The sequence below is a fragment of the Streptomyces sp. Q2 genome (genome assembly GCF_056820935.1).
This window is the reverse complement of the sequence record NZ_JBXEJE010000027.1, coordinates 141,673-160,567: the sequence shown is the minus strand read 5'-3', so window position 1 is coordinate 160,567 and position 18,895 is coordinate 141,673. Positions and strand designations below refer to the sequence as shown.

The 18,895-nt window shown below is 70.0% G+C and carries 16 protein-coding genes; 12 read left to right on the top strand and 4 right to left on the bottom strand.

Annotated elements, in window-relative coordinates:
- The 3 genes from ACWBNA_RS29255 to ACWBNA_RS29245 form a co-directional block, all read right to left on the bottom strand.
- The coding region (locus ACWBNA_RS29255; RefSeq protein ID WP_482707508.1) for a hypothetical protein at positions 1 to 356 on the bottom strand (356 nt) is incomplete at its 3' end.
- Between the two features lie 137 nt (positions 357 to 493).
- A complete protein-coding gene (locus ACWBNA_RS29250; RefSeq protein WP_482707507.1) occupies positions 494 to 1,837 on the bottom strand; it encodes an alpha-2,8-polysialyltransferase family protein in 1,344 nt (447 codons plus the stop codon).
- Positions 1,837 to 2,823 carry a glycosyltransferase family 2 protein gene (locus ACWBNA_RS29245; protein ID WP_482707506.1) on the bottom strand — a complete coding sequence of 329 codons (987 nt, stop codon included), beginning with the start codon at positions 2,821 to 2,823 and terminating at the stop codon, positions 1,837 to 1,839. The genes ACWBNA_RS29250 and ACWBNA_RS29245 overlap by 1 nt, the downstream gene beginning before the upstream one ends.
- Before the next feature lie 198 nt (positions 2,824 to 3,021).
- Here ACWBNA_RS29245 and ACWBNA_RS29240 point away from each other — a divergent pair, with 198 nt between their 5' ends.
- From ACWBNA_RS29240 to ACWBNA_RS29225, 4 genes are read left to right on the top strand one after another with little or no spacing between them, the layout of a single operon-like run.
- Entirely contained in the window at positions 3,022 to 4,404 is a 1,383-nt protein-coding gene (locus ACWBNA_RS29240) for a DUF6716 putative glycosyltransferase (protein WP_482707505.1), read from the top strand.
- 23 nt (positions 4,405 to 4,427) lie between these two features.
- Complete coding sequence (locus ACWBNA_RS29235; RefSeq protein ID WP_482707504.1) at positions 4,428 to 5,672, top strand: cytidylyltransferase domain-containing protein; 1,245 nt, start codon at positions 4,428 to 4,430, stop codon at positions 5,670 to 5,672.
- Between the two features lie 14 nt (positions 5,673 to 5,686).
- The gene (locus ACWBNA_RS29230; RefSeq protein WP_383871460.1) at positions 5,687 to 6,625 is read left to right on the top strand and encodes an N-acetylneuraminate synthase family protein; all 939 of its coding nucleotides are present in this window, start codon (positions 5,687 to 5,689) and stop codon (positions 6,623 to 6,625) included.
- 55 nt (positions 6,626 to 6,680) lie between these two features.
- Positions 6,681 to 7,778, top strand: a complete 1,098-nt coding sequence (locus tag ACWBNA_RS29225; RefSeq protein ID WP_482707503.1) for a hypothetical protein — start codon at positions 6,681 to 6,683, stop codon at positions 7,776 to 7,778.
- A 6-nt stretch (positions 7,779 to 7,784) separates the two neighbouring features.
- Here the strand turns inward: ACWBNA_RS29225 and ACWBNA_RS29220 are convergent, their stop codons facing one another.
- Positions 7,785 to 8,444 (bottom strand): class I SAM-dependent DNA methyltransferase, encoded by a 660-nt coding sequence (locus ACWBNA_RS29220; RefSeq protein ID WP_482707502.1) that lies wholly within the window; start codon positions 8,442 to 8,444, stop codon positions 7,785 to 7,787.
- Positions 8,445 to 8,710: 266 nt separating this feature from the next.
- Here ACWBNA_RS29220 and ACWBNA_RS29215 point away from each other — a divergent pair, with 266 nt between their 5' ends.
- The 8 genes from ACWBNA_RS29215 (at position 8,711) to ACWBNA_RS29180 (ending at position 18,706) form a co-directional block, all read left to right on the top strand.
- Positions 8,711 to 9,943: a M20 family metallopeptidase gene (locus tag ACWBNA_RS29215; protein ID WP_482707501.1), complete on the top strand. Its 1,233-nt coding sequence runs from the start codon at positions 8,711 to 8,713 to the stop codon at positions 9,941 to 9,943.
- A gap of 302 nt (positions 9,944 to 10,245) precedes the next feature.
- Complete coding sequence (locus tag ACWBNA_RS29210) at positions 10,246 to 11,295, top strand: BMP family lipoprotein (protein WP_482707500.1); 1,050 nt, start codon at positions 10,246 to 10,248, stop codon at positions 11,293 to 11,295.
- Positions 11,296 to 11,704: 409 nt separating this feature from the next.
- Positions 11,705 to 12,754, top strand: a complete 1,050-nt coding sequence (locus ACWBNA_RS29205; protein WP_482707499.1) for a BMP family lipoprotein — start codon at positions 11,705 to 11,707, stop codon at positions 12,752 to 12,754.
- Between the two features lie 211 nt (positions 12,755 to 12,965).
- Positions 12,966 to 14,561 carry an ABC transporter ATP-binding protein gene (locus ACWBNA_RS29200; protein WP_482707498.1) on the top strand — a complete coding sequence of 532 codons (1,596 nt, stop codon included), beginning with the start codon at positions 12,966 to 12,968 and terminating at the stop codon, positions 14,559 to 14,561.
- Positions 14,561 to 15,685, top strand: a complete 1,125-nt coding sequence (locus ACWBNA_RS29195; RefSeq protein WP_482707497.1) for an ABC transporter permease — start codon at positions 14,561 to 14,563, stop codon at positions 15,683 to 15,685. Before ACWBNA_RS29200 ends, ACWBNA_RS29195 begins: the two co-directional genes overlap by 1 nt.
- On the top strand, positions 15,682 to 16,947 hold the full coding sequence (locus tag ACWBNA_RS29190) for an ABC transporter permease (protein WP_482707496.1): 1,266 nt from the start codon (positions 15,682 to 15,684) through the stop codon (positions 16,945 to 16,947). The genes ACWBNA_RS29195 and ACWBNA_RS29190 overlap by 4 nt, the downstream gene beginning before the upstream one ends.
- Positions 16,944 to 17,336: a cytidine deaminase gene (locus ACWBNA_RS29185; protein WP_482707495.1), complete on the top strand. Its 393-nt coding sequence runs from the start codon at positions 16,944 to 16,946 to the stop codon at positions 17,334 to 17,336. Before ACWBNA_RS29190 ends, ACWBNA_RS29185 begins: the two co-directional genes overlap by 4 nt.
- Before the next feature lie 92 nt (positions 17,337 to 17,428).
- The gene (locus ACWBNA_RS29180; RefSeq protein WP_482707520.1) at positions 17,429 to 18,706 is read left to right on the top strand and encodes a thymidine phosphorylase; all 1,278 of its coding nucleotides are present in this window, start codon (positions 17,429 to 17,431) and stop codon (positions 18,704 to 18,706) included.
- The last annotated feature ends 189 nt before the right edge of the window (positions 18,707 to 18,895 follow it).

Below are 18,895 nucleotides of genomic sequence, written 5' to 3'. Positions count from 1 at the left end.
GGCTCCAGGCGGCCCCGGAAGTCGTCCAGGAAGGAGTTGTCGTCCGCCGGCTTGTGGCCGGACGTGAAGAACTTCTCCGTGGCGAACGTGCCCTTGCCGACGCGGAAGAAGTCGTACGCGTGCAGCCGCCCCGTCCTCACGTCGAACACCGGGCTCTCCTCGAGGCCCATGGCCAGGGCGTACGTCGATCCGCCGCCGCCCGAACCCAGTTCGACGACGCGGCCCTCGCCCGACAGGGTGTGGCGCCCCACCAGGTACAGGAACTGCAGCTCCCAGGTGCTGCACTGGGTGTAGGGAAGGTCGTCGGGCAGGTGGACGGTGTCGAACATCGAGTAGAGCCGGCCGAGCTTGGTCATGAGTGCCTCACGGGGTCGGATGGGCGGTGCCCGTGATCCTAGGCTCACGGGAGCCGTTTCACCTTGGAATCAACGGAGACACTCGATGGATTAACGTTGTTTCCTTTGTGGTAGCCCGTGGTTCACCCCTGCTTCGCTCAGCGCTTCACGGCCTTCTTCAGCGCCCGTGCCCGCCGCACCACCCGGCGTGCCGTCGAACTGTGCGGCAGGAACGCCAGCCGCTCCGGAATGCCGCCGGGCAGCCCGAGCGAGGTGAGCCGCTTGCGCTTGAAGTACCGCCGGGTGCGCGGGCCGAAGTGCTTCGCGAGGTAGCGCTCCGCCGCCGGGCGCAGGCTCGGGTGGATCTGCGGCTGCATGGTGAAACCGACGGCGGTGACCAGGCCGAACAGATCCTCGGCGGGGACCGGCGCCTCGCCCCTTCGGGACTCCACGTCCGGCAGCACCGCGTCGGCAAGCACCGCCGGGACCCGGTTGCTGTTCTGGTACGGCGTCAGCCGTTCCAGCAGTCGTTCGGTGCCGATGCGGGCGACGGGCAGGTCGTAGAACGCGGACGCCGTGAACAGGGCCGTGGAGAAGCAGCCGACGACCAGGCCCGGTCGCGCCTTCTCGAACAGCACCTCGGCGAGGACGGGCGTGTCCAGCACCGTGAGGTCCACGCCCAGCTTCCCGGCCTCGGTCTCCAGGGCACGGCTGTAGCGGGCCGGCGCGGTGGGGTGTGGCTTGAAGACGACCGTGCGGTGCCCGCGCTCGACCGCCGCCCGCATCATCCGTACGTGCAGGTCCTCCTCCTCGGCGGGGGAGAGGATGTTCAGCGCGGACAGGTACTGGCCCAGCAGCAGCGCCGAGTCGTCCGGCAGTACCGGCAACCCGGGTACCGACACGGCGAGTTCGTTCATCACCTTCAGGAACGTGGACGTCGGCACCACCCGCGCCGGCACCGCGAACTCGGTCAGCAGCATCGGCGTGAGCCCCGGCACCAGGTCCAGGTGCAGCAGCCGGCGCACCCGGGTGCCGACCAGCGGGTCGAGCTTGTTGCGGGTGGGGCCGTAGCTCATCAGGCCGTCGGCGTAGACGTCGACGGGCGCGCCGGTGAACAGCTGGGCCACCGTGAGCGCGGGGGTGACCTGGATGGACTCCAGGACCAGCTCCACACGGTCGTCGCCGAGGCCCCACAGGAGGCGGAGGTAGCGCTCGAAGAGCGGGACGTCGTCCGGGCGCGGGGTCCAGGAGCCGGGGTGGAAGGGGCTGATGGCCTGGTTCCAGGACAGGACGTCGTCGAAGTGGCTGCGCAGCGGCTCGAACCCCGGCATCTCGTCCAGCGCCGGTGTGGTCTCCGGGGTGGTGGAGTTGTTGAAGACCAGCAGCACCCGGCGGTCCGGCTCGGCGAACAGGTCGGAGTCGATCGCGGCGGCCAGGGTGGCGGCGCCGTACAGCGTCGAGGCGCAGAAGATCTGCGTGGTGCGAGGGGTGGTCTGGGGCATCAGGCGGCCGCCTTCGCTGTGCTGACCCGGCGCCGCAGCCGCCGCAGCTTGGCGGAGCGGCGCATGTCCATGGTCTCGAGTACGTCACCGAGCGCGTCCTGCGGCATGCGCTTGATCGCCGCCGCGCTCATCGCCCGCAGCTGCTTGGCCACGGCCGGCTCCCACTTGGACTCGTCCGAGAGATGGTGGGCGATGATCGCGCAGTAGGTGCGCACCGCCTTGGGGAGCAGCCGGCCGGCGTCCGGGTCCGCCGCCGTCTCCTCGATCACCTGGTCGAAGGCGCGGATGAAGTCGAGTTGGCGGGCGTCGCCGATCTGGGTCAGCGAGGAGGCGACCCCCCGCCGGTAGAACACGCCCAGCAGGCTCACCACGGCGAACGACTCGGCCTCACGGTGCAGTTTCCAGATCCACGGCCGGTCCTCGGCCGTGCGCAGCCCGTCGGTGAAGTGCAGCAGGCCCTGGTCGAGCAGGCGGCGGTGGTAGGCGCCGGCCCAGGCGTAGGCGTAGTCCACCGACGTCGTCCGGTCCGCGGGCAGGATCGCCTCACGCGGGTTCAGCACCTCGTCGCGTCTGCCCACCGGGGCCCGCTGCACGGTCCGGGCGCGGGCGGTGGCCTGCACATGGTCGGTGCGGACGAAGTCGCAGCCCAACCCCTCGATCGCCGAGGTCAGTTCGGCGAGGTAGCCGCGGGCCAGCCAGTCGTCGCCGTCCAGGAACGTCAGGTACTCGCCCCGCGCGGCGTCCAGGCCGGTGTTGCGCGCGGTGGCGAGGCCGCCGTTTTGTTCATGTCGGATATAACGCACCTGGGCGACATCGGAAAGCTCCTCGGCGGCGCGTTCGAGAATGGCCGGGGTTTCGTCCGTCGATTTGTCGTCGACCAGCACGAACTCGAAGTCGGGCCGGGCGTTCATTCGAAGGCTTCTGAGGGTGTCCGGGGCGAATTGCTGCACGTTGTAGAACGGCACGATCACGGAAAGCTTTGGCACCTGCAAAACCCTAGGAGCCGGTCCGGCAGCGGAACCGTACGGTGACCGTACAGGGGGTGAACTCCGTGTGTCGGAATGGTGCATCCACTGTACTTTTCGCTTTTCCACGGGCCAGTTCGGCTCTCGGTGGGCTGTTGTTAACTTTTCGTTGATTCCCGGTTGGGCCGCACCTAGAAATTGCTTCCTAGCGTCTTCCTCGTGCCACCAAGTACAGGAACGCGTACCAGGAACACCCCGCGAATCGCCGTCCTCGCGGACTCGGACACCCGCTGGAAATGGGGTGCGCTGACCGCGGACCGCATCACGCCGGGCCCGTCCATGGAAACCGCACCGCGCGACGACACGCAAGCCGGCCCCGCCCTGAGCGGATTCCTGCTGCGCGGCCGGGCCACGCCCACGCCCCGTCAGCTCGAGGAAGTGGGGGTGCGCGCCGAGTCGCTGCGCGAGGTCACCGCGGTCGAGTTCCTGCGCGCCATGGCCGAGGAGGAGTACGACGTCGTCGTCATCGCCCTCGTCGGCGGCGGCGTGCAGGCGATGCTGCACGGCCTGGGGCGGGCCTGGGAGGGCCGGGAGAAGCGTCCCGTCGTCGTCACCGGCTATGTCGGTGTCGTCTACGAGAAGCTCGCCGACGGCCTCCTGCTGCGGCACGGCGCCGACCTCGTCCTCGCCAACTCCCGCCAGGACGCGGACCGTTTCCGCACGGTGTACGAGGGAGTGGGCGCCGACGCCTCGTCGGTGACCGAGGTGGCACTCCCGTTCCTCGGCGGAGCCCCCTACACGGGCGAGCACGACCCGTCCGCGGAGCAAGGGCGCAGGCCCTACACGGTGGTCTTCGCCGCCCAGCCCTCCGTCCCGGACAGCCGCAAGGACCGTACGTACCTGCTGGAGCGGCTCGTTCGGCACGCCCGCACGCACCCCGACCGCGAGGTGCTGCTGAAGCTGCGCTCCAAGCCGGGCGAACACACCACGCACATCGAGGAGTTGCCCTACCAGAAGCTGGCGCAGCGGGCCGACCTGCCGCCCAACCTCCGTCTGGTGTACGGCCACATGGGCGAGCTGCTCGACCGCACCGACCTGCTGGTCACGGTGAGTTCGACGGCCGCCCTGGAAGCACTGCACCGCCGCATCCCCACCGTCGTGCTCACCGACCTCGGCGTGCGCGAGGTGCTCGGCAACCACCACTTCGTCGGCTCCGGCTGCCTCGCCTCCTGGGACCAGCTCGACGCCGGTCACCGGCCCGCGCCCGACGAGGAGTGGGTGGCCCGGCAGGGCGTCGCGGCTGAGGGCGGCGCGTACGCCCACGCCTTCGACGCGGCGCGGGAGCGGATCACCAAGCTGCTGGCCGCGCCCGGACTGCCCCCGCTGACCCCGTACTACACACCCGCGACCGCGCCCGGCTACCTGCCCGGCATCCTCGCCCGCCACCACCTCGGCCCGGACGGCAGCCCGCTGCCCGGCGCCCCCGCCGCCGACCGGGAGCCGGGCCCGGTCCGGCAGATCGTGCGCCGGGCGGCGCGCGGCGCCTACCGGCACGGGGTGCAGCGGGTGGCTCCCGTCATCCGGCGGATGGGGGAGCTGTGACCTCTCTTCAAGGAGTAGACCCCATGTCCCACCCGGCAGCGGGCCAAGGCGCTTCGGTGCGCCGGGTGCTCGCGGTGATCCCCGCGCGCGGCGGCTCCAAGGGCGTGCCCGCGAAGAACCTCGCCCCCGTCGGCGGTGTCCCGCTGGTGGCGCGAGCGGTGCGCGAGTGCCGTGCGACCCGGCTGGTGACGGACGTGGTCGTCTCCACCGACGACCAGGCCATCGCGGCCGCCGCCCGTCAGGCCGGCGCGGAGGTCGTGCTGCGGCCGGCCGCCATCGCCGGTGACCTGGCCACCTCGGAGGCCGCGGTCCTGCACGCGATGGAGGCCCACGAGGCCCTGCACGGCGCGGCCGTCGACGTGGTCCTGCTCGTGCAGTGCACCAGCCCGTTCATCGCCCGCGAGGACGTCGAGGGCGTCGCCGCCGCCGTCGTCGAGAACGGGGCGGACACCGCGGTGACCGTGGCGCCGTTCCACGGGTTCGTCTGGCGGGACGCGGACCAGGCGGCCGGCTCCGCCGACGGGAACGGCGGTCACGGCGTCAACCACGACAAGTCCTACCGCCCCCGCCGCCAGGACCGCCCCCAGGACTTCCTGGAGACGGGCGCCGCCTACGCGATGGACGCGGCGGGCTTCCGCAAGCACCGGCACCGCTTCTTCGGCCACACGGAACTGGTCCGCACGGACCCGGCCCGCGTGCTGGAGATCGACGACCCGCACGACCTGGCCCGCGCCCGCGCGCTGGCCCCCCTCTTCGACGCGAACCGTCCCGGCGCCCTTCCCGCCGCCGACGACATCGACGCGGTCGTACTGGACTTCGACGGCACCCAGACCGACGACCGGGTGCTGATCGACGCCGATGGAAAGGAGTTCGTCTCCGTCCACCGCGGAGACGGCCTCGGCATCGCCGCCCTGCGCAACAGCGGCCTGAACATGCTGATCCTCTCCACGGAGCAGAACCCGGTCGTCGCCGCCCGTGCCCGGAAGCTCAGGATCCCGGTCCTGCACGGCATCGACCGCAAGGACCTCGCACTGAAGCAGTGGTGCGAGGAGCAGGGCATCGCGCCCGAGCGCGTGCTCTACGTCGGCAACGACGTCAACGACCTCCCGTGCTTCGCCCTCGTCGGCTGGCCCGTGGCGGTCGCGAGCGCCCACGACGTGGTGCGCGGCGCCGCACGCGCGGTCACCACCGTCCCCGGTGGCGACGGCGCGATCCGAGAGATCGCCAGCTGGATCCTCGGCCCTTCTCTCGACTCCCTCAACAGTTAAGGAACGTTCCTGCCATGAGCACCAACTCCCGCCTGCGCACGTTCGGTTCGAAGACCGCCGGCCCGGGTCACCCCGTCTACATCACCGGCGAGATCGGCATCAACCACAACGGCGAGCTGGAGAACGCCTTCAAGCTCATCGACGCGGCCGCCGAAGCCGGCTGCGACGCGGTCAAGTTCCAGAAGCGCACCCCCGAGATCTGCACGCCGCGCGACCAGTGGGACATCGAGCGCGACACCCCCTGGGGCCGGATGACGTACATCGACTACCGCCACCGCGTGGAGTTCGGCGAGGACGAGTACCGCCAGATCGACGAGTACTGCAAGACCAAGAACATCGACTGGTTCGCCTCCCCCTGGGACAACGAGGCCGTCGCCTTCCTGGAGAAGTTCGACGTCCCCGCCCACAAGGTGGCCTCCGCCTCCCTGACCGACGACGAGCTGCTGCGCGAGCTCCGCGCCACCGGCCGCACCGTCATCCTCTCCACCGGAATGTCCACCCCGAAGCAGATCCGGCACGCGGTCGAGGTCCTCGGCTCGGACAACATCCTGCTCTGCCACGCCACCTCGACCTACCCGGCGAAGGCCGAGGAGCTCAACCTCCGGGTGATCAACACCCTGGAGAAGGAGTACCCGAACGTCCCGATCGGCTACTCCGGCCACGAGACCGGCCTGCAGACCACCCTCGCCGCCGTCGCCCTCGGCGCCGCCTTCGTCGAGCGCCACATCACCCTCGACCGCGCGATGTGGGGCTCCGACCAGGCCGCCTCCGTCGAGCCGCAGGGCCTCACCCGCCTCGTCCGCGACATCCGCACCATCGAGGCCTCGCTGGGCGACGGCGTCAAGAAGGTCTACGAGTCCGAGCTCGGCCCGATGAAGAAGCTGCGCCGCGTCAGCGGTGTCGTCGCCGAGGCGGAGATCGCGGCGGCGGCGGGCGAGCCGGTCGCGGTCTGAGCCCCGGCACCCACACCCCCCACAGAATCAGTTACGACGGGACGGTCGTACGTAGATGAGCCGCCGCGCCGGGTCCGCCGGCCCCCGCACTCTCGCCTTCGTGGAGAGTCCGGTACAGCTGCTGAACGTGCTGGAGTGGGCGCACACGCGTGTGCGGGCCCCCGAGCACGACGAGCAGGAGCGGGCACCCGGCGCGGGGCTCACCCTCGTCGTCCTGTCCCCGATCGACCCCATGACCCGCGGCCAGCTGCGCCGCATGTCCGAGCTCGCCCGCGAGGAGGGCCACCAGGTCCGCTGGGAGGAGGCGAGGGGCGGTCCCCTGGCTCCGTTCCAGACCATAGGCGGCCTCACCGGAATGCTCCGCCGGGCCGACCGGGTGGTCCTGGGCGACCCCTTCTCGCGATACGTCCAGCTGCTGCTGACGATCACCAGGGCCCGCGACCTCGTCGTCGTCGACGACGGCACGGCCACGATGGAGTTCGTCGCCCAGCTGGCCGGCGGCGAACGCCTGGTCCGCTGGCACCGCAAGGGCGGCCGGCCGGGCCCCCGCGACCTGGTCTTCGCGCCGGTGTCGTCCGTGGCCAGGCGCCGGCTGACGCCGAGCGGGCGCCGGACGGTGGAGATCTTCTCCTCCATGCCCATGGACGAGACCCCGGCCGGCGTCACGGTCACCGCGAACGCCTTCGCCTGGACCCGCTCCCGCTTCGGCCCGCCCCGCATCACCAAGGGCGCCGACCTGGTCGGCACCTCGCTGGTGGAGACGGGAGTCGTCGACGCCGACCGCTACCTGGAGGCCGTCCGCGCCCTGGCCAAGGCCCACGGCGCGACCCGCTACTTCGCCCACCGCCGGGAAGCCACCGACAAACTCCACCGCCTCGCCGTGGAGACCGGCCTGGAGATCGTCCGCCCCGACCTCCCCCTGGAGCTGATCGCCCGCCGCGGCCCGGTCGGCCGTACGATCCTCAGCTTCCCCTCGACCGTCGTCCACACCCTCCCGCTCGCCCTCGTCGGCACGGACGTACGCGTCGCGGTCTGTGACATCGACCCCGAATGGCTCACCCGGAACGCCTCACCGCGCGCCCAGGGCTTCCTGTCGGGCGTGACGGGCTCGGCACGGGACGTGACCCGGCTGTCGGCGGTCACCGCGGTGTGACGGTTCCTACGCAGGCTTCCTCGCCAGGAGGAAGGTCCGCGGCCGCGTCTCCTCCCCGTACGGCTCACGCAGCACCCGGACCTGGAGGCGCAGGCCCGCGTCGGTGAGGTGGCCGGCGACCGTCTGCGGTGTACGCCAGTAGTAGTCGAGCGAGATCTCCCGACCGAACCGCTCCGCCAGGTGCAGCCGCCCTTCCTCGTCCCCGGACTGGAAGGCGAGCAGCACATGACCGCCGGGCGCCAGGACGCGGTGGAACTCGGCGAACGCCGTCGGCAGATCCTCGTCGGGCACGTGGATGATCGAGTACAGGGCGACGATCCCGCCCAGCGTCCCGTCCGGCAGATCCAGGGACGTGAGGGATCCCACATGGAAGCGCAGACCGGGGTGGGCCCGGCGGGCCAGCTCCACCATCCGGGGCGAGATGTCGACGCCGAAGACCGGCAGCCCGAGCGCACGCAGCCGGGCGGTGACGTACTCGGGGCCGCTGCCGAGATCGGCGACGGGAGCCGACCCGTTGTCACGCACCAACTCGGCGAAGGCGGCGACCTGCGCGCGGTCCACCGGTCTGTCGGCGAGGCCGTCGGCGTAGCGCTCGCTGTAGACGTCGGCGATCTTGTCGTACGACGTTCGGGTGGCCCGCAGGTGGTCCAGCGTCTCGGCACTCACGCTGCCGCACCCTACTGATCCGGTGCCTGGAATGTGGGGCGCTTCACCAGTCCGACAGGTGAACAGACCGGCCTTTTCAGGACGAGGCGTGGTATCCGTGGAGAAGGGGATGGGTGCGATTCACATCCACTCGGCCGGAAAGCCGGCGAGTGTACCCATCCCGAACGGTACATATACGTCCGGCGATCAGATTTTCTTCCCTCTCATGGTTGATCTTTTGTTGATCGAGGGTCGGTCGACCGCCCGGGCGTCCTACCCTTCAGAGGGTGAAGCAATTGACGTCCCTAGAGTCCGAGGCCGATTCCGCCGGGGAAGCGCTGCTTCCCGGTGTGCTGCCCGAGGCGCTCCGTGCCGAACTCGTCGCCTTCCGCCGAGACCTGCACATGCACCCCGAGCTCGGCAACCAGGAGTTCCGCACCACGGCGGCGATCAAGGAACGGCTCGAGAAGGCCGGCCTGAAGCCGCGCGTACTCGCGGTCGGCACCGGGCTCGTCTGTGACATCGGCGAGTGGGACGGCGGCCGCCCCATGCTCGCCCTGCGGGCCGACATCGACGGCCTGCCCATCCCGGACACGAAGACCGAGTGCTCGTACCGCTCCACCGTCCCGGACCGCGCGCACGCCTGCGGTCACGACGTGCACACCACCGTGGTGCTGGGCGCCGGGCTCGTCCTCGCCGAGCTGCACCGGCAGGGGCTGCTGCCCAGACCCGTACGGCTGATCTTCCAGCCCGCGGAGGAGGTACTGCCCGGCGGTGCCGCCGACGCCATCGACTGCGGGGTGCTCGACGGGGTCGGGCGGATGCTCGCCGTCCACTGCGACCCGCGGGTCGACGCCGGACGGATCGGGCTGCGACAGGGCGCCATCACCTCCGCCTGCGACCGGCTGGAGATCGCCCTCGACGGCCCCGGCGGCCACACCGCGCGACCTCACCTGACGACCGACCTGGTCACCGCCGTCGCCCGCGTCGTCACCGACGTGCCGGCCCTCGTCGCCCGCCGCGTCGACACCCGCGCGGGTCTCGCCGTCACCTGGGGCCGCATCGAGTCGGGCCACGCCCCGAACGTGATCCCGCAGCACGCCGAGCTCTCCGGGACCGTACGGTGCCTGGACATCGACGCCTGGCGGCAGGCGCCCGACATCGTGGTCGCCGCGATCGACGAGGTCGCCAACCTGCACCGCGCCAAGTCGGAGATCAACTACGTGCGCGGAGTGCCGCCGGTCGTCAACGACCCGGACGTCACCGAGCTGGTCCGGGACGCCATGATCGCCCGCCGGGGTGTCGACTCCGTCGAGAGCACCGAGCAGAGCCTGGGTGGCGAGGACTTCTCCTGGTACCTCCAGCACATCCCCGGCGCCATGGCCCGCCTCGGTGTCCGCCCTCCCGGCGAGCGCGCCGTACGCGACCTTCACCAGGGCGACTTCGACGCCGACGAGTCGGCGATCACGGTGGGCGTGGAACTGTTCACCGCCGCCGCCCTCCTGGACGGCGGTCTCTAGCCGGTCCTCCGAAAGCCCCGTTCAGGTTGCGGCCCGGGCGGGGCGGAGAGAGTCTGAGCGCGTGGCGTGCAACAGGTGCGTCATCACGCTGGTCACATCCGGAGGCACGGAAAGTTACGGGACCTGAGAGCACGGTGTCCCACGGCATCCCATTCGATCCAGTGGTTCACAGGGACGTAACCGGCCATCGGCACGAATGGATAACGGCCACACGAAACCCCGTTCCCAGGAGTGTCTACGCGCGTTACTCTGCGCCGAACTCAGCACCCACTGCGGGGCTTTGGAGAATGGGGAACTTCGAGATGCGTCGGATATCCAAACTGACCCGTGTCGCGGTGGGGGTCGCGTCGCTCGCGCTCGCCGCAACCGCTTGTGGCGGCACCAGCACTGACGGCGGCAGCGACAGCGAGACCAAGAGCGACCTCGGTCTCGCCATCGCGTACGACATCGGCGGCAAGGGCGACCAGTCCTTCAACGACGCCGCGTTCTCCGGTCTGGAGAAGGCGCAGAAGGAGTTCGGCTACAAGACCGCCGACGTCGAGCCCACCGAGGGCGAGACCGACGCCGACAAGGAACAGCGTCTGTCCTCGCTGGCCAAGCAGGGCTACAACCCGATCATCGGCGTCGGCTTCGCCTACACCCCCGCGATGGAGGCCGTGGCCGCGAAGTACCCGAAGACCACCTTCGGCATCGTGGACTCCGTGGTCGAGGGCAAGAACGTGGCGTCCCTCGTCTTCGCCGAGAACGAGGCCTCGTACCTGGCCGGCGTCGCCGCCGCCAAGGCCACCAAGACGAACATCGTCGGTTTCGTGGGCGGTGTCGACGTCCCGCTGATCCACAAGTTCGAGGCCGGCTACAAGCAGGGCGTCGCGGACACCAATCCCAAGGTCAAGGTCCTCTCGCAGTACCTGACGCAGACGGCGGAGGAGGGCGGCTTCTCCAGCCCCGACAAGGGCAAGGCCGCTGCCGAGGGCCAGATCGAGAAGAAGGCCGACGTTCTCTACGCGGCCGCCGGTCTGTCCGGCCAGGGCGTGATCGAGGCCGCCGCCAAGGCCAAGGTCTGGGCGATCGGCGTCGACTCCGACCAGTACAAGCAGGCCGCGCTGGCGTCGTACAAGGGCTCCATCCTGACCTCCGCGCTCAAGGACGTCGGCGGTTCGGTGTACGCCCTGGCCAAGTCCGTCAAGGACGGCAAGCCGCTGACCGGCGTCCAGACCTTCGACCTGAAGGTGAACGGCGTCGGCCTGTCCGAGAGCAACCCGGAGTTCGCGAAGGTCGCGGGTCTCTCCGCCGCGGTGGCCAAGGCCAAGGAAGAGATCATCGACGGCACCATCAAGGTCAAGACCGAGTAGTTCCCCGCGGTTCTGCCCGAACGGGCGAACGCGGTCGGATCGGTACGAAGCGGGCGGGGACTTACGAGTCCCCGCCCGCTTCGGCGTGTCGTGTCCGGGTCACTCACCGCCACCCTCCCTTTGCGGTCGGCAACCCTCGGGTCAAGGGCGAGTTCGCGTTGGGCACGGCCGGATAACAAGGTGGACAGAAGGGGTTTTCAGGCAGGTCTACGCGCGTTAATCTGCGGCGAAGCCAGCGTCGAAGCCGAAACCGTCCCCGGCGCTGAGCGACCCCGGGGAAGTCGAGCGACCCCCGCGCCGCCTCGGCACGGGAAGAGCACGCACCGCCTGTGGCATCAGCCGCCGCCGCGGCGGGCGCGGCAACGCACCCGCACTTCTCCGGACCCGCTACTCGACAGGAGCACCACACATGCGCCGGATTTCCCGGATCACGGTCGCAGGCGCAGCGACCGCCTCTCTGGCCCTCGCCCTCTCCGCCTGTGGCGGTACCTCGACTTCGAGCTCGTCCTCGGACTCGAAGGGCGACAAGGGTCTCGCGATCGCGTACGACGTCGGCGGCAAGGGCGACCAGTCCTTCAACGACGCGGCGTACGCGGGCCTGGAAGAGGCGAAGAAGGAGTTCTCCTACGACACGGCCGACCTCGAGCCCACCGAGGGCGAGACCGACGCCGACAAGCAGCAGCGTCTGGAGTCGCTGGCCAAGCAGGGGTACAACCCGGTCATCGGCATCGGGTACGCGTACGCGACGGCCGTCAAGGAGGCCGCGGCCAAGTTCCCGGACACCACCTTCGGCATCGTGGACGACTCCACGGTCCAGGCGGACAACGTGGCGGACCTGGTCTTCTCCGAGGAGGAGGCCTCCTACCTCGCCGGTGTGGCCGCCGCCAAGAACACCAAGACGAACGTGGTCGGCTTCGTGGGCGGCGTGGACATCCCGCTGATCCACAAGTTCCAGGCGGGCTTCGAGCAGGGCGTCAAGGACACCGACTCCAAGGTCAAGGTCCTCTCGCAGTACCTCACCCAGACGGCCGAGGAGGGCGGCTTCTCCAGCCCGGACAAGGGCAAGACGGCCGCCGAGGGTCAGATCGAGAAGAAGGCCGACGTCGTCTACGCGGCCGCCGGTCTGTCCGGCCAGGGCGTGATCGAGGCCGCCGCCGCCAACAAGATCTGGGCGGTCGGCGTCGACTCCGACCAGTACAAGCAGGAAGCCCTCGCGAAGTACAAGGACTCCATCCTCACCTCGGCGATGAAGGACGTAGCCAAGGCGGTGTACAACCTGGCGAAGTCGGTCGAGGACGGCAAGCCCGAGACCGGTATCGTCAGGGGCGATCTGAAGACCGGCGAGGTCGGCCTGTCGAACTCCAACCCGAAGTTCGCGGACAACACCGAGCTGCAGGACGCCCTCAAGACGGCCAAGGAGAAGATCATCAGCGGCGAGATCAAGGTCAAGAGCAGCTGACTGAGCAATACCCTGAGCAGCGTGTAACCGCGGGGTTACGTCCGCTCAACGGGGTACGGGGAGGCTGTCTCCCCGTACCCCGTTGTCACGGGCGCCGGGCCCCTTTTCGATGCCGTAGGGGCGCTACGCGCGTAGACGACCCCCGTCCCCAGGAGAGTGCGCCATCAACGCGTCCAGCAGCCCTCCGGCCGGAGCGGCGGTCAAAGGTCAAGTGACCGCCGTCGAGCTCGCCGGGATCACCAAGCGTTTCCCGGGCGTCGTGGCCAACCACGACATCCATCTCACCGTCCGCAAGGGCACCGTCCACGCCCTCGTCGGCGAGAACGGCGCCGGCAAGTCGACGCTGATGAAGATCCTCTACGGCATGCAGAAGCCGGACGAGGGCACCATCGCGATCGACGGTGATCAGGTCACCTTCTCCTCCCCGGCCGACGCCATCGTCCGCGGCATCGGCATGGTCCACCAGCACTTCATGCTGGCCGACAACCTCACGGTGCTCGAGAACGTGGTGCTGGGCAGCGAGAAGCTCTACGGCATCGGCGCCAAGGCCCGCCGCAAGATCCAGGAGATCTCCGAGCGCTACGGCCTCGGCGTGCGCCCCGACGTCCTCGTCGAGGAACTCGGCGTCGCCGCCCGCCAGCGCGTGGAGATCCTCAAGGTCCTCTACCGAGGCGCCCGCACGCTGATCCTCGACGAGCCGACCGCCGTGCTCGTGCCGCAGGAGGTGGACGCGCTCTTCGACAACCTCCGCGAGCTCCGTGCCGAGGGCCTGTCGGTCATCTTCATCTCCCACAAGCTCGGCGAGGTCCTCTCCGTCGCCGACGAGATCACCGTCATCCGCCGCGGCACGACCGTCGGCACCGCGGTCCCCGCCGAGACGACCCCGCGTCAGCTCGCCGAGATGATGGTGGGCAGCGAGCTGCCCACCCCCGAGACCGCCGAGTCCACGGTCACCGACCGCCCGGTCATCACCGTCGACAAACTGCGCCTGGAGGCGTTCGGCGGCAAGGCCCTCCTCGACGACATCAGCTTCACCATCCACGCGGGCGAGATCCTGGGCATCGCCGGAGTCGAGGGCAACGGCCAGACCGAGCTGGTCGACGCGCTCATCGGCCTCAAGGGCGCCGACTCCGGCACGATCACGCTGATCGACGAGGACATGACCGGCTGGCCCACCCGCAAGCGCCGCGAGCAGGGCATCGGCTACATCCCCGAGGACCGCCACCGCCACGGCCTGCTCCTGGAGGCCCCCCTCTGGGAGAACCGCATCCTCGGCCACGTCACCGAGAAGCCCAACGCCAAGGGCGTCTGGCTGAACCCGAAGGCGGCCCAGGAGGACACCCGCCGGATCGTCGCCGACTACGACGTCCGCACCCCCGGCATCGACGTCACCGCCGCCTCCCTGTCCGGCGGCAACCAGCAGAAGCTGATCGTCGGCCGTGAGATGAGCAGCAAGCCGCGCTTCCTGATCGCCGCCCACCCCACCCGGGGTGTGGACGTCGGAGCGCAGGCCGCGATCTGGGACCACATCCGCGAGGCTCGCCGCGAGGGCCTGGCCGTGCTGCTGATCTCCGCCGACCTCGACGAGCTGATCGGCCTGTCCGACACCCTGCGCGTGATGTACAACGGCAAGCTGGTCGCCGACGCGGACCCGGCCACCATCACCCCGGAGGAGCTCGGCTCGGCCATGACCGGTGCCGTCACCGGGCACCTCGAACACGAAGAGACCACCGAGACCCCGGCAGACACCCCCGAGACCCCCGAGATCCGCAAGTCTCCCGAGTCTCCGGAAGACGAGGCCCGCTGATGAAGAAGTTCGACAAGGAGCGCGTGCTCCTCGCGGTGGCCGGACCGGTCATCGCGCTCGCCGTGGCCTTCGTGCTGAGCGCGATCGTGCTGGTCGCCTCCGGCAAGAACCCGGTCGAGCCCTTCTCGATCATGTTCGAGCAGGCCTCGTTCTCCGACGTCCAGGTCCGCATCATCAACCAGGCGTCGATGTACTACATCGCGGCGCTCGCGGTGGCCATCGGCTTCCGGATGAACCTGTTCAACATCGGGGTCGACGGCCAGTACCAGCTCGCCGCCATGATGGCCGCGATCGTCGGCGCCCACGCGAACCTGCCGGCCGTCCTGCAGATCCCGCTGCTGCTCCTCACCGCGATCCTCACCGGCGCCTTCTGGTCCGGCATCGCCGGTGTCCTCAAGGTCACCCGCGGGGTCAGTGAGGTCGTCGCGACGATCATGCTCAACGCGATCGCGGTCTCCGTGATCGCCTACCTGTGGCTTCCGAACGTCTTCGGGGTCAAGGTCGGCAACAACAACACCACCGGCGAGATGCACGAGTCGGGCTGGGTGCCCGGCATCGACATGGGCGCGGCCGGCGAGATCTACGGCCTGGTGGTCCTCGCCGCTCTGCTCGGCGTCGGCTACTGGGTCGTCCTCAACCGCACCCGCTTCGGCTTCGACCTGCGTGCCTCCGGTGCCTCGGAGTCCGCGGCGGCGGCCAGCGGTGTCGACCCCAAGCGCATGATCCTGACCGCGATGCTCATCTCCGGCGGTCTCGCCGGTCTCGCGGGCCTGCCGATCCTGCTCGGCGACTCGCACACCTACAACCTCAACTTCCCCACCGGCATCGGCTTCCTCGGCATCGGCATCGCCCTGCTCGGCCGTAACAACCCCACCGGTATCGCCTTCGCCGCCCTGCTGTGGGCCTGGCTCGACAAGGCCTCGCCCGAGCTGGACTTCCACGACTACGACAAGGAGATCGCGGTCATCATGCAGGGCCTGATCGTGCTCTCGGTCGTCGTCTCGTACGAGGCCGTACGCGAGTGGGGCCTGCGCCGCCAGCAGCGCCGGGTCGGCGCGGAACTGGCCGCCGGAAACATCCTCGGCGCCGACAACAACGTGAAGAAGGAGGTGGCGGGCCGATGACCACCGTGACCGACCTCAACCAGCCCACGCTGCAGCCCACGGCGCCGACCGGGCGCCGCATGTCATGGCCCGTCCTGCTGCTGGTCATCGCCGGCGCCCTGGCGCTGACGTCGATCGTCCGCATCATCACCGGCGCCGACGGCATCACCAACGTCAGCCAGATGTCCACCGCCCTCCAGCTCGCCGTCCCGATCGGCCTCGCCGGCCTCGGCGGTCTGTGGGCCGAACGCGCGGGCGTCGTCAACATCGGCCTCGAGGGCATGATGATCCTCGGCACCTGGTTCGGTGCCTGGGCCGGCTTCCAGTGGGGCCCGTGGACGGGCGTCCTGGTCGGCATCCTCGGCGGCGCGATCGGCGGTCTGCTGCACGCGATCGTCACCGTCTCCTTCAACGTCAACCACATCGTCTCCGGCGTGGCCATCAACATCCTCGCCCTCGGCGCCACCCGCTACCTCGCCCCGCTCGCCTTCGAGGGCCACACGGGCGGCTCGGCCAAGCAGTCCCCGCCGGTGGACTCCCTCGGCAACTTCACGGTGCCCGGACTGTCGGACGCGCTGACCGACCTGAACGCCAAGGGCTGGTTCTTCATCTCGGACATCGCCGGTCTGCTCGGCGGTCTGATCACCAACGTGTCCTGGCTGACCCTGATCGCCATCGCGCTGATCCCCGGCACCTGGTGGATCCTGTGGCGCACCGCGTTCGGCCTGCGGCTGCGGTCCTGCGGCGAGAACCCGATCGCGGCCGAGTCGCTCGGCGTGAACGTCTACAAGTACAAGTACATCGCCGTGATCATCTCCGGCGGTCTGGCCGGCCTCGGCGGTGCCTTCCTCTCCATCGTCGCCAACCCCTTCTACCTGGAGGGCCAGACCAGCGGCCGCGGCTACATCGGTCTCGCCGCGATGATCTTCGGCAACTGGATGCCGGGCGGACTCGCCATCGGCGCCGGCCTGTTCGGCTACACCGACAGCCTCAACCTGCGCGGCGGCTCCGAGAACGTCCACGCGCTGCTGCTGCTCGGCGCGCTGCTGCTGATCATCGGCTCCATCTGGCTGGCGTTCCGGAAGAAGTACACCTCCTCCGCGATCACCCTGCTCGTCGGCGGCCTGGTGCTCACCTGGTACCTGGGCACCAACGAGGTCCCCAACCAGGTCGTCTCCGCCACGCCGTACGTCATCACGCTCGTCGTCCTCGCGCTGTCGGCCCAGCGCCTCAGGATGCCGAAGGCGGACGGCATGCCCTACCGGAAGGGACAGGGCAAGTGACCGACGTCGACTGGGACACGCTGCGGGCGGTGGCCCGGGACGCCATGTCACGGGCGTACGCCCCGTACTCCGGCTACCCGGTCGGCGTGGCGGCCCTGGTCGACGACGGGCGCACGGTCTCCGGCTGCAACGTCGAGAACGCCTCGTACGGCCTCGGCCTGTGCGCCGAGTGCGGTCTCGTCTCGGAGCTGCACAACACCGGCGGCGGCCGTCTGACGCACTTCACCTGCGTCGACGGCCAGGGCGCGATCCTCGTCCCGTGCGGCCGCTGCCGGCAGCTGCTGTACGAGTTCGGCGGCCCCGACCTGCTGCTGGAGACGCCGGCGGGCATCCTGCCGCTGTCGCAGATGCTGCCGCAGGCCTTCGGGCCGGGGCATCTCACCAAGTAACTCCCGTGCGGTCCCTTCGAGTCGCCGGCTTCGGCCACTCGGGGGCCGCGCAGTTTCTGAATGCTTTTCGGAAGGAAGGCCACGCCATGGCCATGGACGCCATCTCCGTCATCCGCACCAAGCGGGAGCGCGGTGAGCTCAGCGACCAGCAGATCGACTGGGTCATCGACGCGTACACCCGCGGGGAGGTCGCCGACGAGCAGATGTCCGCGCTTGCGATGGCCATCCTGCTCAACGGCATGAACCGCCGGGAGATCGCCCGCTGGACCGCCGCGATGATCGCCTCCGGGGAGCGCATGGACTTCTCGTCCCTGTCCCGCCCGACGGCGGACAAGCACTCCACGGGCGGCGTCGGCGACAAGATCACCCTGCCGCTCGCCCCGCTGGTCGCGGCCTGCGGCGCGGCCGTCCCGCAGCTGTCGGGCCGGGGCCTCGGCCACACCGGCGGCACCCTGGACAAGCTGGAGTCGATCCCCGGCTGGCGGGCCCTGCTCTCCAACGAGGAGATGCTGTCCGTACTGGACGGCACCGGCGCGGTGATCTGCGCGGCGGGCGACGGCCTGGCCCCGGCGGACAAGAAGCTGTACGCCCTGCGTGACGTGACCGGCACGGTCGAGGCGATCCCGCTGATCGCCTCCTCGATCATGTCGAAGAAGATCGCCGAGGGCACCGGCTCCCTGGTCCTGGACGTGAAGGTCGGCACCGGCGCCTTCATGAAGACGATCGAGGACGCGCGCGAACTGGCCTCCACGATGGTGGGCCTGGGCACGGACCACGGCGTGAAGACGGTCGCCCTGCTCACGGACATGTCGACCCCGCTCGGCCTGACGGCCGGCAACGCCCTGGAGGTCCGCGAGTCGGTGGAGGTCCTGGCGGGCGGAGGCCCGGCGGACGTCGTCGAGCTGACCATCGCCCTGGCCCGCGAGATGCTCGACGCGGCCGGCGTCAAGGACGCGGACCCGGCGAAGGCCCTCGCCGACGGCTCCGCCATGGACGTGTGGCGCCGCATGATCGCGGCCCAGGGCGGCGACCCGGACGCGGAGCTGCCGGTGGCGCGCGAACAGCACGTGATCAAGGCCCCGTCCTCGGGCGTCCTGACCCGCCTCGACGCCTACGACATCGGCGTCGCCGCCTGGCGCCTGGGCGCCGGCCGCGCCCGCAAGGAGGACCCCGTGCAGGCGGGCGCGGGCGTCGAGCTGCACGCCAAGCCCGGCGACACGGTGACCCAGGGCCAGCCCCTGCTGACCCTGCACACGGACACCCCCGAGCGCTTCGCGTACGCCCTCGAGTCGGTGGAGGGCTCGTACGACATCGCGGCGGCGGGGACGACGTTCTCGGCGTCGCCGGTGGTGCTGGAACGTATCGCTTGACCTGGACTTTCCTCGTTTGGGTGAACGGGACCGGTGGACCCCCGCCGGTCCCGTTCGGCAGCCCTCGGGTGCGTCCGTCTCCTGCCAGATCCGGACGAGTTCGTCCCACTCGTGGCCGCCGGCCGTCGAGTGGTCGACGGGGAGTGCGCTCATGGCGGTGTCTCCGATCGGTGCGTCACCGGTCCCAGC

Excerpts from the sequence above, each read along its gene's own strand:
- ACWBNA_RS29210 (WP_482707500.1), top strand. The coding sequence starts at position 10,246 with ATGCGTCGGATATCCAAACTGACCCGTGTCGCGGTGGGGGTCGCGTCG.
- ACWBNA_RS29250 (WP_482707507.1), bottom strand. The coding sequence starts at position 1,837 with ATGCCCCAGACCACCCCTCGCACCACGCAGATCTTCTGCGCCTCGACG.
- ACWBNA_RS29230 (WP_383871460.1), top strand. The coding sequence starts at position 5,687 with ATGAGCACCAACTCCCGCCTGCGCACGTTCGGTTCGAAGACCGCCGGC.
- ACWBNA_RS29225 (WP_482707503.1), top strand. The coding sequence starts at position 6,681 with ATGAGCCGCCGCGCCGGGTCCGCCGGCCCCCGCACTCTCGCCTTCGTG.
- ACWBNA_RS29195 (WP_482707497.1), top strand. The coding sequence starts at position 14,561 with ATGAAGAAGTTCGACAAGGAGCGCGTGCTCCTCGCGGTGGCCGGACCG.
- ACWBNA_RS29180 (WP_482707520.1), top strand. The coding sequence starts at position 17,429 with ATGGACGCCATCTCCGTCATCCGCACCAAGCGGGAGCGCGGTGAGCTC.
- ACWBNA_RS29190 (WP_482707496.1), top strand. The coding sequence starts at position 15,682 with ATGACCACCGTGACCGACCTCAACCAGCCCACGCTGCAGCCCACGGCG.
- ACWBNA_RS29205 (WP_482707499.1), top strand. The coding sequence starts at position 11,705 with ATGCGCCGGATTTCCCGGATCACGGTCGCAGGCGCAGCGACCGCCTCT.
- ACWBNA_RS29235 (WP_482707504.1), top strand. The coding sequence starts at position 4,428 with ATGTCCCACCCGGCAGCGGGCCAAGGCGCTTCGGTGCGCCGGGTGCTC.